This window comes from Moraxella cuniculi (assembly GCF_900637105.1).
Lineage (GTDB): Bacteria > Pseudomonadota > Gammaproteobacteria > Pseudomonadales > Moraxellaceae > Moraxella > Moraxella cuniculi.
In genome coordinates this window covers 1,742,258-1,755,670 of the sequence record NZ_LR134343.1, presented here as the reverse complement: position 1 = coordinate 1,755,670, position 13,413 = coordinate 1,742,258, and the positions used below count along the sequence as shown (strand labels likewise).

Below are 13,413 nucleotides of genomic sequence, written 5' to 3'. Positions count from 1 at the left end.
ATCTGCCAAAACAAACAGTTCTGGCAGAGTCTGGCTGTTAGCTACGAACAGTATCGGCTGATGGCTCGTACTTGATGCGTGTTGGTGGCAGAGGGCGAACTTTTTCTACCAATGCCGCTGCCAGCACCTCATCGATGGTCTCAACAGATTGAATGATAAGACCGTCTTTGATATTGTCAGGAATATCAACCAAATCTCGTTCGTTGGATTTTGGAATCAGTACTTGCTTAATTCCTCCGCGATGGGCTGCCAGCAGTTTTTCTTTTAATCCACCAATACGAAGTACTTTGCCACGCAGGGTAACCTCGCCTGTCATGGCAATATCAGCACGGATAGCAATGCCTGTCATCGCTGAGACGATGGCGGTCGTTAGGGCAATACCTGCTGATGGACCATCTTTTGGCGTAGCACCTTCTGGCATATGAATGTGCAAATCAGTATTTTTAAACTTATCATACTCAATGCCAAATCGCTCACCACCTGCACGCACCACGCTCATGGCGGCACGGATTGACTCTTTCATCACATCACCTAGTGAACCTGTGAAAACCAGCTCGCCTTTGCCCTGCATGGTTGCAGCTTCGATGGTTAATAGCTCGCCACCAACCGAAGTCCAAGCCAGCCCTGTGATACGACCAACTTCAGGATCTTTTTCTGCCAAGCCGTAATCATAGGGTTTTACGCCCAAAAAGTCAGCAATATTGGCATCATTGACTTGCAGCTGCTCAATGGTCGTGCCTTTTTTGGGCTTGCTGCCATAGGTTTCGATCTGTTTGCGAACGGCTTTGCGACTGATCTTATTGATTTCACGCTCAAGATTACGAACGCCAGCTTCTCGTGTGTAGTGGCGAATGATACTCATGATTGCTTCATCTTGAATCTCAAGCTCATCTGCTTTTAGACCATTTTGCTCAATTGCCTTGGGCGTTAGGTAGTTTTTGGCGATGGAGAGTTTTTCATCTTCGGTATAGCCAGGTAGGCGAATCACCTCCATGCGATCAAGTAGTGCAGGAGGGATATTCATGCTGTTGGCTGTACAGATAAACATCACTTGCGATAGGTCAAGATCCAAGTCCAAATAATGATCATTAAAGGCTTTGTTTTGTGAAGGATCAAGCACTTCTAGCAAGGCAGAGGCTGGATCGCCACGAAAATCTTGTGCCATCTTGTCAATTTCATCAAGCAAAAATAGCGGATTTTTTACGCCAACTTTTGATAGAGACTGGACAATTTTGCCCGGCATGGCACCGATATAAGTGCGGCGATGACCACGGATTTCAGCCTCATCACGCACACCGCCCAATGCCATACGCACAAACTTCCGCCCTGTGGCACGAGCAATGCTCTCACCCAAGCTGGTTTTGCCGACACCCGGTGGGCCAACTAGGCACAAAATAGGGCCACGCAATTGCTTGACGCGTGATTGCACCGCCAAGTATTCCAAGATGCGGTCTTTGACATCATCAAGTCCATAGTGATCCTGATCTAGGGTCTGTTTGGCTTTGTCCAGATTAATGCCAACTTTGCTAAGCGTATTCCAAGGCGTGTCCAAAATCCACTCAACATAGCCTCGCACTACAGATGCTTCAGAGGAGGTGGCGGGCATCATTTTGAGTTTTTTGAATTCTGATTCTGCTTTTTTGCGAACTTCATCGGGCAGGTCGGCTTGCTTTAGGCGAGATTCTAACTCACCATCTTCATCGTCCATGCCGTTGTTCAAATCAGACAATTCTGATTTGATGGCTTTCATTTTTTCGTTTAAAAAATACTCACGCTGGTTATTTTCCATTTGTTTGCGAACACTGTCTTGCAGCTGGCTTTCGATAGAGCGTTCGGTCTTGCTGTGGCTAAAATAATCAATCAATACCTGAAAATAACCATTGCTGTCAGATGATTGTAGCAGTTGTTGCTTTTTGTCCGCTGGCAATTGTGTGCGTGTGGCAACAAAATACATCAGCTCAAGCAGGCTGTTGATATTGCCTGCCACACGGCTAAGCTCACGAGCATTACGAAGCGTACCATCGGCATAATCGGCAAACAAATCAAGCAAAACGGTTTTTTTGGCATTAATTTCTTCTTCACTGCCTTGCACTTCAATGTCAGCTGCCCAAAAATCAGTCATTAGGCTGCTCTCTGGGTCGTCATTGTCAATCTTGCCAAGTTCGACACGCTCAAGCCCTTCGATGAGTACCTTTAGGCATTTGTCGTCCGAGTCATGCGGCATTGTGCTGATAATACGGCAACGAGTACCGAATTGATACAAGTCGTCAGGATTGATGGTCTCAGACAGAGAGTCTTTTTGTGAAACGACAATCAGCTCGCCATCATATTCCTCTTGGGCAAGTTCGATGGCGTGCGTTGATTGTGTGCGACCAATGAACAAAGCAATTTGCATATAGGGATAGACCACAACATCACGCACTGCAAGCAGTGGCAACTTGCGGTGATTATTCGATGAGTTTGTTGAAATTGTCATCGCTGTTTTCCTTGTTATTTAATAAGGTGTCAATTAAGACAGGATTTTGGCTTTATGGTGGCGGTTGTGATAAATTGCAAGATAAAATTTTATTTATCGCTTGATTTGGGTTGGATAAATTTGCTTTGTTAGTTTTATAATAATTTTTATTAATGATTATTTTTATTAATATTAAAAATAATATTGATGCTAATATCTGCAACGAACAACATTTTATTATTTTTATTTATTATATATTTAATTAAAATAAATTAATTATCGTTAATTTGATGACTATATTTTATGATATAATATGCGGTTTATAAATTTTATTTATTAATTGATTTGATTGGTAGAGGTTGTATGATAAACGCGGTGCTGCTTGCAGTGATTATCATGGTGGGGCTGTCGCTGATGCGAGTGCATGTGGTGCTAAGTTTGGTTGTCGGTGCATTGATTGGTGGCATGACGGCGGGGTTAAGCCTTCAGGATACCTTAAGTGTTTTTCAAGATGGTATCAAGAATGGGGCACAAATCGCCTTATCCTATGCCATGCTCGGTGCATTTGCCATGGCGATTGCACATTCGGGCGTGCCGCAGCTGATTGCTGATAAGTTGGTCGCACGCTTACGGACAGGTGCTGCCAGCACGCGGCTAAAGTACAGCATTTTTGCCATTTTGGGCGTGATGGCGATATTATCACAAAATGTCATACCGATTCACATTGCCTTTATTGCCTTGATTGTACCGCCACTGCTTTTGTTATTTAATCAGCTAAAGATAGACCGCCGAAGTCTTGCGTGCATTTTGACTTTTGGCTTGGTAAATACTTATATGTTTATCCCTTATGGATTTGGTGATATTTTTCTTAATCAAATTATTTTAAAAAATATTAACGATGCAGGCATGGCAACAGGTGAGTTGTCAATGATAAAAACCATGTCAATCCCTGCACTGGGTATGTTTATGGGGCTTTTGATTGCGGTATTTGTAAGCTATCGTGGTCAGCGAGAGTATGCTGATGTTACCATAACAACAACCCATACCCCAGCCACTCCTGCCAAAAAAAATATCATCATTGCACTGGTGGCGATTGTGCTTGCTTTTGTGGTGCAGTTGTTAAGTGATTCGCTGCTTATTGGCTCCATTGCTGGGTTTTTGATTTTTGTGGCGACAGGGGTGGTTAGATGGCATGATGCCGAAGCGGTGTTTAATGATGGCATAAAAATGATGGCGATGATTGGCTTTGTGATGATTTGTGCACAGGGCTTTGCCGAGGTGATGAAAGCCACAGGGCAGATTGATGCATTGGTGCAAGCTGCTACTGATATTTTTGGGCAGAATAAATGGCTGGCGGCACTATCTATGTTGCTGGTTGGCTTGGTGGTTACGATGGGGATTGGTTCGTCATTTTCTACTGTGCCGATTATTGCAGCGATTTATGTGCCGCTGTGTATGGCGATGGGTTTTAGCGTGCCTGCCACAGTGGCATTGGTGGCAACCGCAGGGGTGCTGGGTGATGCAGGTTCTCCTGCGTCTGATTCCACCTTGGGGCCGACCATGGGGCTAAATGCTGACAATCAGCATGACCACATTCGTGATTCGGTGATACCGACTTTTATTCATTATAACATTCCGCTGATTATTTTTGGCTTAATCGCTGCGATGGTGTTATAAGAACTTGTGTTGCCAAGGCGATGCACTTGCATATTGATAAATATTTATAAATTAATCATAAATTTATAATCAATAATACCATCGCTACCTTGCCTGTGCATGGCAGGGCTTGTATCGCCATGGTGCCAGTAAAAATATACTGGTATTTTTGGCAAGATTTGTTATAATAACCACAAAATTTATCCTGCAAATATCTTGCCAAACTGAACTTTGGCAAGTTTTTTTGCATTTTGTTTTTGGATTAAGGAAATCATATGCAACGCTACCCAATGACTCCAGAGGGGCATCAGGCACTCGAAGAAGAGCTAAAACATCTAAAAACTGTCGAGCGACCACGCATCACCACTGCCATCGCCGAGGCACGAGAGCATGGCGACCTAAAAGAAAATGCCGAATATCATGCCGCACGAGAGCAGCAAGGGCTGTGCGAGGCACGCATTCGAGACATTGAGGCAAAACTGGGCGGTGCACAGATTATTGACCCTGCCAAACTACCACAAGATGGTCGCGTGGTCTTTGGGGTAACGGTGGTGCTTGAAAATCTTGATGATGGTGAAAAACGCCAATATAAGATTGTTGGTGATGATGAGGCGGATTTTAAGGTTGGTAAAATTTCGGTCAATTCACCCATTGCTCGTGGCTTGATTGGCAAATCAGAAGGCGACGAAGCAAAAATCCAGACTCCAAGTGGCTTGGCAGAATTTGAGATTCTGCAAGTGATTTATGCTTAATGTGCCACAGTGTGTGGTGATTGTTGGTAAATTGGGGAAATGATATGAAACATTTGCATATTTTGCTTGCGGTGCTTCTGTTGTTGATTTTTATTATCGGGGCATTGCCAGTGCTGACAGGCAGACCGATGCGTTCATCAAAAGCAATTAAAATCAGCACACATTTGTTATACACGCTGGTGATTTGTTCTGGGGCTTGGCTTGTGTGGCAATTATTCCAAGTGGCAGGGCTACAGCACTGGGCGATTGCCAAGCTGGTTTTGCTTATCGTGGCAGCATCTGCAACCGTAAAGGCACAAAAGCACGCCTTAGTCGCACCATCGCAGGCAAAAGCAGGGCTGTTGATTGCACTGGTTGCCTATGTTGGCATTGTGATTTTGGCAGTTACCAAGCCAATGCTGTCTTGATGAGAGTTGCTTTATAAAAATTATCTCCCATCGGCAAAATCATGCTATAATTTGATGATTTTATTTTCAATGGCTGAAAGTGATTTTTCAGCCATTTTGTATAATTTGGTTAAATAAATTTAAAAAAGGATAGCCATGCTCAGCATAAGCATAGACAATGTCCGTATGCAGGCGACTGCACAGAATAAAGACGAAGCACTGCAGGTACTCAGTGAGATTTTGGTGGCTGATGGTTTGGCAAGTGCTGACTATCTACAAGGTCTAAAAGACCGCGAAACGCAGTCATCAACCTATCTGGGGCAAGGGATTGCCATTCCGCATGGTACGCCAAACTCACGAGAGAGCATCAAAAATACAGGGGTGCGATTGGTGCATTTTGCCGATGGTGTGGTCTGGAATGCTGCTGGCGATGTGGTTTATTTGGCAGTGGTGATTGCAGCCAAATCTGATGAGCATTTGCAAATTTTGCAACAACTGACCAAAGCACTGACTGACGATGTTGCACAGCCAATCCGCACCGCCAAAACCGCTGAGGATATCATTGCTGCTTTGGGAGTACGGCGTGAATTTGTCCTACAAGAGGCGTTAATAACAACCAATTGCCAAACGGCAGCTGTTGATGAGCTGTATCTGCAGGCGGCGGCATCATTAAAAAAGCAGCGTCTGGTTGATTCGGTATTTTTGCCAAAATATCAACCAACACGGCTAAGCGAGGCGTTAAGCTGTGTTGTTATCGAAAATCATGACGCAATCAAGACATCTGCTTTGGCGGTGGCGGTCGGTGAATTGCAGGCTTTGGCGTTGATTGTTGCCAACCAAACGGCTGATAAAGTGGCATTGGCTGGCGTGCTTGATGTGCTGATGAGCGAGGCTTTTACCCAAGCTGTCAAACAAAATGACAAAGCTGCCATGTTGGCATTGTTAAATATCGAAAGTTATGCCAACTGGGCATCGGCAAGTGTTGTTTTGCCAAACAAGCACGGCTTGCACGCTCGTCCTGCAACAGCTTTGGCTGAGCTTGCCAAACAAGTTACAGGCGAGATTTTGGTGGCGGTAGAAGATGGCGAATATGTCTCTGCCAAAAGTCTGACAAAGCTGCTATCGCTTGGGGCGGTTCGTGGTCAGCGACTGACCTTTATTGCCAAAGCTGACTCTGATGCGGCAAATCATTTACAAACCTTGGCAGCAGCAGTATCCGAAGGCTTAGGCGAAGAGGTAAATAAGCCAGCTGCCACTTTACCCAGTGCTGCTGTGCCTAAGTTAAATCGCGAGCCAATATCCATTGAGCATGGAGTGCGTCAATATGCAATCAGTGCCTCGCAGGGTCTGGCGATAGGTGAGGCATACCTGCCCAAACAGCAGCAATATCAGTACCCAATGACCGCCTCTGATGCTGGGCTAGAGATTGATAAATTGCACACTGCCATCATGGCGGTTAAGGCGGATCTGCAAGGCTTGATTGCTGATAGTAAGCGTGTGCAGATTGCACAAATTTTCTCGGCACATTTGGCATTATTAGAAGATGATGAGGTGCTAACAGGGGCAAATGCCGCAATCAATGACGGCATGTCTGCACCAGCTGCTTGGTCGGCATTTATTGAGCAATTGGCAAAAGCCCAAGCATCACTTGGCAATGCCTTGCTTGCCGAACGAGCCCAAGATATTAAAGATGTTGGGCAGAAAGTGCTGCTAAAACTGCTTGGCAAGCAGGCGGATTCGCTGCCTGATAGCCCTTATGTGCTGATTAAAGAAGATTTGTTGCCATCAGATGTTGCCATGTTAGACCCTGCACGCGTGGCAGGGATTATCACAGCAACAGGCGGAGCCAGCTCGCACAGTGCCATCATTGCCAGAGCGTTGGGCATTGCTGCTGTGGTTGGGGCAGGCGAGGCTGTGCTGCAGCTAAATAATGGCGAGCAGGTGTTGCTAGATGGTGGCGAAGGTTGGTTTGTTGTCAATCCAAGCGATGAAATGGTCGCACAATGCCAAAAAACCCAGCAGCACCGCCGTGAACAAAAGCGACTGGCTGCCGAGCAGGCACACGCACCTGCCATCACTACCGATGGTCATCGTGTCGAAGTGGCGGCGAATTTGGGTAATGTTGGCGATGCCACCGCTGCTGTGGCAAATGGTGCCGAAGGGGTTGGTTTGCTTCGCACAGAGTTGGTATTCATGTCGCACCAAGAGATTCCTGATATTGAGACACAAATTGCTGATTATGAGCAGGTGTTTGATGCATTGGCAGGTAAGCCCTTGGTGGTGCGTGTGCTGGATATTGGCGGTGATAAAGCATTGCCATATTTGCCAATGGCAGCAGAAGAAAATCCATTCTTGGGATTGCGGGGTATTCGGCTGTTGCTTGAGCAACCTGAGCTGCTACGCAATCAATTGATTGCCCTGATTCGTGCTGCCAAAGGGCGTGATTTGCGAATCATGTTTCCGATGATTGGCTGTATCAGCCAGTGGCGAGCTGCTCGTGCCATGGTTGATGAGGTACTGACAGATTATCCGCACGAGGCACTACAGGTTGGTATGATGCTTGAGGTGCCAAGTGCGGCGGTATTGGCACATCAGTTTGCCAAAGAGGTTGATTTTTTTAGTGTGGGAACAAATGACCTGACCCAATATGTGCTGGCGATTGATCGTGGGCATCCTGTATTATCAAAACAAGCAGATGGCTTGCACCCAAGTGTGCTGACTTTAATCAACCAAGCGGTACAAGCGGCACATGCACATGGCAAATGGGTTGGGGTCTGTGGCGAGCTGGCTGCCGATGCCAAAGCTGTGCCGATTTTGGTGGGGCTGGGCGTTGATGAATTGTCCATGTCAGGTGGGGCAATTGCACTGGTGAAGGCACAGATTCGCAGTCTTGACTTTGGGCAAGTTCAAGCACTTGCCAAGCAAGCCTTGGCGTGTCAAAGTGCCGAAGAGGTACGCCAGCTGGTTGGTGAATGGTCATGAAACAGGTATTGTGCATTTTGTTAAATCCCGCCTTGGATATGACAATATCGGTGGATAATTTGACAATCGGCAAGGTGAATCGTGCCACCGATACCCAGTTGCACGCTGCTGGCAAGGCACTAAATGCTGCCCAGATTCTAAGTGGGCTTGGCGTGCGGTGTGTGTTAAGTGGCTTTTTGGGCAATGAAAATCAAGCGGCGTTTGAGCGGTTATTTGCCCTGACAAACCAGCAGCAAACACTGCTTATCGATCGCTTGCAGCGAGTGGCTGGGCAAACACGCACCAACATTAAACTTGTTGATAAAGGTCTGACAACCGATATTAACGGACAAGGTTTTGTGGTGAATGAAGCTGATAAAGAGCAGTTATTGATTGAGGCTAAAAGCCTTGCCGAGCAGTGCGATGCTGTTTTGGTGGCAGGCAGTCTACCACAAGGCTTTGCTTTGGCGGATTTTGACAAATTACTCCAAGTGCTGTGTGCTGCCAATGACAAAGTGGCGGTTGATGTCAGTGGCGATGCCCTAAAAATAGCCTTAAACCATAATTTGTGGCTTATCAAACCCAATACAGATGAACTGCTAGAAGCATTTGCCGTGTCATGCGATGATATGTCTCAGCAACAAGCATGGCTTGATAGCCTGCCAGCTCGCCCATGCCATAGCGTGATTTCTATGGGTGAGCAGGGGGTAAATTGGTTTGCCAGCACGCACAGTTGCCATGCTGCACCGCCCAAAGTTATGGTCAAAAGCACCGTTGGAGCTGGAGATACTTTATTGGCGGGCATGATTTATGGACTATTGCACGAGCATGACAAGGTGGAAACTTTGACAACGGCAGTGGCATTGGCAGCTCATGCGGTCAGCATTGTTGGGTTTGCTGTGGCGGATAAATCACGCTTGGACGCTTTGCGATCGCAGGTAGTCATTGACTGTAGATAGATATTTCTTAAAATACAATTTAGTAATTATTGGTGCTTTATGCAAAAATTTCCTTCTTTGGTTGCCATCACTCCAGTGGATACATCGATACGCAGCCTGTTGCTTAGTAAGCAGCTTGCCAAATCGTTAATGCAGCAAGGCGTGGTCGTTGTTGATGAATCTACCGACAGCCATCGCACGGATGCGGTGCGTGTGTTTGTTGGTGAGGGTGCGTCAGGTGATGATGGTATTTATGTGAATACCCAAAAACTAACAGGCGATGAATTTGCCGATGTGTCTTATTTGTTGGCATTATTTGATGGGCAGCAATCTGTCGGTATTCGTAATGCCAGCAAGCCGCTGCATTTTGTGGCGATTACCGCCTGCCCAACAGGGGTGGCACATACTTTCATGGCGGCAGATGCCCTAAAGCTGGGTGCCGAACGACTTGGTTATACCATCGATGTTGAAACCCAAGGGTCAGTCGGTGCCAAAAATATCCTAAGCGAAGAGAGTATCGCTCGGGCTGATTTTGTGATTTTGGCAACAGATATTGAGGTGAATGCTGACCGATTTGCTGGCAAAAAAATCTATCGCACCAGCACAGGTCATGCCCTAAAAAAGACCGATGCGACATTTGACGCTGCCATACAGACCGCCAGTGTGCATACCACCGCTACAGCAACGCCCAGCAGCACTGCCAGCAGTCAGCAGTCTGGCGGTGTGTACAAACACCTTTTGACAGGCGTGTCTTATATGCTGCCCATGGTGGTGGCAGGTGGTTTATTAATTGCCTTGTCTTTTGTTTTTGGTATTAAGGCATTTGAGGTTGAAGGTTCACTTGCTGCCGCCTTGATGGGAACAGGCAAGGCAGCCTTTGGGCTAATGGTGCCGTTACTGGCAGGTTATATTGCTTATTCAATTGCTGATAGACCTGGCTTGGTGGCAGGTTTGATTGGCGGTGCATTGGCAGGTACGCTGGGGGCGGGATTTTTGGGCGGTATTGTTGCAGGTTTTTTGGCAGGCTATGTGTCGCTATTTTTGGCAAAAAAACTCACCTTGCCTGTAACGCTTGAGGCATTAAAGCCAATTTTGATTATCCCCTTGATTAGCAGCCTGATTGTTGGGCTTGCAATGTACTATGTCATCGGTACGCCTGTTGCCTATGTATTGTCGCAGATGGAGTACTTTTTGGCAAATATGGGTACGGCCAATGCGGTGATTTTGGGCATGATTTTGGCTGGTATGATGTGCGTGGATTTGGGCGGCCCAATCAACAAGGCTGCTTATGCATTCTCGGTGGGTTTATTGACTTCGGAGAGTTATTTTCCGATGGCGGCAGCGATGGCAGGTGGCATGGTGCCAGCGATTGGCATTGGGCTTGCAACTCTCTTTGCTGCCAAAAAATTCAGCGAAAACGAACGCAGTGCTGGCAAGGCAGCGATGGTGCTGGGGGCGTGCTTTATTTCTGAAGGTGCGATTCCATTTGCCGCCAAAGACCCCATGCGTGTCATTCCCTGCTGCATTGCAGGTGGCGTTTTGACAGGGGCGTTGGTTGCTTTGTTTGATATTACACTGGTTGCTCCGCACGGTGGCGTGTTTGTTCTACTCATTCCCGGGACGGTTAATCACGCTCTGATGTATCTTGTGGCAATCGGTGCGGGCAGTTTATTGACAGCGGTGAGTTATGCCATCATCAAGCCAAAAGAAACCATTGCCAAGATAGAGGCGATAAATTGAGCAAATAATCTACCTTTGTACCAAAACTTTGACAAAAAAACACAAAACCTGCCGTTTGGTGGGTTTTGTGTTTTGGCTTGGCGTGTTACAATATCACTTTATCATCAGTAGTCCACTTGGGCAAATCGCAGTGATTATGATGAAAATCGTTTAAAATGGAGCATGATTGTGAAAATAACAACTGGAAAACCAAGCCAGAACTTTGGGCATTTTGGCGTAATCGTCAGTGCAGCAGCGGTATGTGTTTTGGCAGGTTGTGCCAGCAAACCAACATACAACAGTTCATCAAAGACCGCCACCGTCAGCAGTACGCAGGTAATAACTGATAGTCGTGGCGTGCCAAATCGTTATCAGGTCAAGCAGGGCGACACAGTTGCAAAAATCGCACAGCGTTATGGGCTAAATTGGCGAGAAATTGGCAAAATAAACAATCTAAACAGCAGTTATACCATCTACACAGGGCAGTGGCTGACTTTGTGGACAGGTACAGCAGGCTCACGCGAAAGCTCAAAAACCACGCCTGCAACAACTACAAGCAGCCAAAAAGCCACAGCATCAAACAATCAAAAAACCACAGCAGCACCAACGCCACCCAAGCCTGTGGCTCAGCCAGCAACCACCGCCACGATACCGCCTTTTGCCTCGGGCAGCTCTGGCGTGATGCAGTTTCGTTATCCTGTGGGTACGAGCAATCCTGTGGTACGCCGCTTTGGCACAGCCAATGTTGCAGGCTCGACCGTTACCAGTAATGGCATGTGGTTCTCTGGCCGTGATGGCGATCCGATTGCAGCAAGCAATGCAGGTACGGTAATCCAAGCCGATCGCAACATGGACGGAGCGAGTATCGTCATTCAGCACACCAATGGTTTTGTATCCAGCTATATTCACATTAAAGACGCACAGGTCAAATCAGGCGACAGCGTCCGCATGGGTCAGCGTATCGCCAGCATGAAAAACCAAGCCACAGGTACGGCATTGTTTGAATTTCGTGTTGCAAGAAATGGCGTGTATGTCGATCCTTTGACGGTCTTAAAATAACACTGCTACGATTAATAATTAGCCAAGTATTTTGCTTGGCTAATTTTATTGATCAAAATAATAGAGCAGGGATTGTTTTGGCAGGCTATTGGGCGTGGCAGTGATTGATGATTAAATTTGCCAAATAAGGGTGATAATAAGCAGGTAAATCATGCCCCATGCCTTTGACCAGTACAAAGCGAGCATTGGGAATGACCTTGGCTAGAAATTTACCATGGCTAGGGGCAAGCAGTCCGTCTTTATCGCCATGAATGACCAGAGTCTTGGCACGAATTTGCTTACTAAATCGCAAAATAGAACCCGATGCCAAAATAGCCGTGAGTTGCTGTGATACGCCCAGCGGGTGAAAGTTGCGTTGATAGCGTTTTTCGGCAATGGCACGCGTGCCTTTGATGTCCAGATGACCCGGTGAGCCAACGGTTGTCATGAACCACACACTGTGGCGAACCATATCACGCTGCGAATGACTCTCTGGTCGCCGCACAAAGGTCATAAACTGCTTGGGATTCGGCGGTCGCAAAAAGGCTCGGTTGGCGGTGGAGAATAGCAGTGCGAGATTTTTGATGTATTTGGGATAGCGTGCAGCAACAATCTGAGCAATCATACCACCCATAGACGCACCAACCAGATTGACCTCGCTAAGCCCCATGGTTTTTATCAAGCGTGCAACATCCTCCGCCATGTCGGTCAGCGTATAAGCAACCTGCTCGGAGCGATTGGACAGCCCTGTTTGCACCTTTAGCATCATCTTGAGCGTGCTAAGTCTAGGCAAGCCGTCAATTTGGATTTTGCTTGACAGTCCTGTATCACGATTATCAAAACGAATAACAAAAAACCCTGCGTCAATAAATAACTTGAGCAGTGTATCGGGCCAAAACAGCATTTGTGAGCCTAGACCTGTAATAAAAATCATCGGTGGATTGTTAGGATTGCCCCCAGCCTCAACACACAGACGAATGCCATCGCCAATATCAATCATCGCCTGATACAGATGCTCGGACAAATCCGATGCTTGCCAATTGATATCGCCAAAACGCTGCCAGCTGTCTGGTGGGGTGGGGGCTTGCGTATTCATGATTAGATTTCGATCATCTCAAAATCTGCCTTGCCGACACCGCAGTCAGGGCAAGTCCAATCATCGGGAATGTCCTCCCAGCGAGTGCCAGCAGGCAAGCCTTCCTCTGGGCAACCCACCGCCTCGTCATAAATCCAACCGCATACGATACATTGATATTTTTTCATAAAACACCCAAAATCAACACCTAAAATTTGTTTTTGTGAATTTAGTTGTTTAGTTTACAGATGTATCAGATTTTTGCAAGTAAAATTTGTAACGAGGGGTGAATTTTTTGGTTTGTTGCTATTTATAAAGCTCACTGACACAAGGCTTATCATCGCCCATACAGCCATATATCAGCTGTTTATTTTTATCAAGCTGATAGATTTTATTGCCTTTGATTTTGTAAAAAGATGCATCTCTGTCAATC

Annotated in this window: 10 protein-coding genes; 7 read left to right on the top strand and 3 right to left on the bottom strand. The window is 46.5% G+C overall.

The genetic code is table 11. The annotated features are described in order from the left end of the window. Positions 1-37: 37 nt before the first annotated feature. The gene (gene lon / locus EL162_RS07980) at positions 38-2,476 is read right to left on the bottom strand and encodes an endopeptidase La (protein WP_126331333.1); all 2,439 of its coding nucleotides are present in this window, start codon (positions 2,474-2,476) and stop codon (positions 38-40) included. A gap of 342 nt (positions 2,477-2,818) precedes the next feature. Here lon and EL162_RS07975 point away from each other — a divergent pair, with 342 nt between their 5' ends. The 7 genes from EL162_RS07975 to EL162_RS07945 all read left to right on the top strand — a co-directional run bounded on the left by EL162_RS07975 (position 2,819) and on the right by EL162_RS07945 (position 11,926). Continuing rightward, entirely contained in the window at positions 2,819-4,132 is a 1,314-nt protein-coding gene (locus EL162_RS07975) for a Na+/H+ antiporter family protein (RefSeq protein ID WP_126331331.1), read from the top strand. Positions 4,133-4,386: 254 nt separating this feature from the next. Beyond that, positions 4,387-4,863, top strand: coding sequence for a transcription elongation factor GreA (gene greA, locus EL162_RS07970; protein WP_076555040.1), 477 nt, complete (start codon positions 4,387-4,389; stop codon positions 4,861-4,863). 44 nt (positions 4,864-4,907) lie between these two features. After that, a complete protein-coding gene (locus EL162_RS07965) occupies positions 4,908-5,270 on the top strand; it encodes a SirB2 family protein (protein ID WP_126331329.1) in 363 nt (120 codons plus the stop codon). A 135-nt stretch (positions 5,271-5,405) separates the two neighbouring features. Then, positions 5,406-8,231, top strand: a complete 2,826-nt coding sequence (ptsP, locus tag EL162_RS07960; protein ID WP_126331327.1) for a phosphoenolpyruvate--protein phosphotransferase — start codon at positions 5,406-5,408, stop codon at positions 8,229-8,231. Then, positions 8,228-9,169, top strand: coding sequence for a 1-phosphofructokinase family hexose kinase (locus tag EL162_RS07955; protein ID WP_170161437.1), 942 nt, complete (start codon positions 8,228-8,230; stop codon positions 9,167-9,169). Before ptsP ends, EL162_RS07955 begins: the two co-directional genes overlap by 4 nt. Before the next feature lie 39 nt (positions 9,170-9,208). Beyond that, positions 9,209-10,888: a fructose-specific PTS transporter subunit EIIC gene (locus tag EL162_RS07950; RefSeq protein ID WP_126331323.1), complete on the top strand. Its 1,680-nt coding sequence runs from the start codon at positions 9,209-9,211 to the stop codon at positions 10,886-10,888. 168 nt (positions 10,889-11,056) lie between these two features. Then, positions 11,057-11,926 carry a LysM peptidoglycan-binding domain-containing M23 family metallopeptidase gene (locus EL162_RS07945; protein WP_227516545.1) on the top strand — a complete coding sequence of 290 codons (870 nt, stop codon included), beginning with the start codon at positions 11,057-11,059 and terminating at the stop codon, positions 11,924-11,926. 85 nt (positions 11,927-12,011) lie between these two features. Here the strand turns inward: EL162_RS07945 and EL162_RS07940 are convergent, their stop codons facing one another. Together EL162_RS07940 and EL162_RS07935 are read right to left on the bottom strand one after the other, a co-directional pair. After that, positions 12,012-13,001 carry an alpha/beta fold hydrolase gene (locus tag EL162_RS07940; RefSeq protein ID WP_126331321.1) on the bottom strand — a complete coding sequence of 330 codons (990 nt, stop codon included), beginning with the start codon at positions 12,999-13,001 and terminating at the stop codon, positions 12,012-12,014. Positions 13,002-13,003: 2 nt separating this feature from the next. Continuing rightward, positions 13,004-13,168, bottom strand: a complete 165-nt coding sequence (locus tag EL162_RS07935) for a rubredoxin (protein WP_076555034.1) — start codon at positions 13,166-13,168, stop codon at positions 13,004-13,006. Positions 13,169-13,413 lie beyond the last annotated feature (245 nt).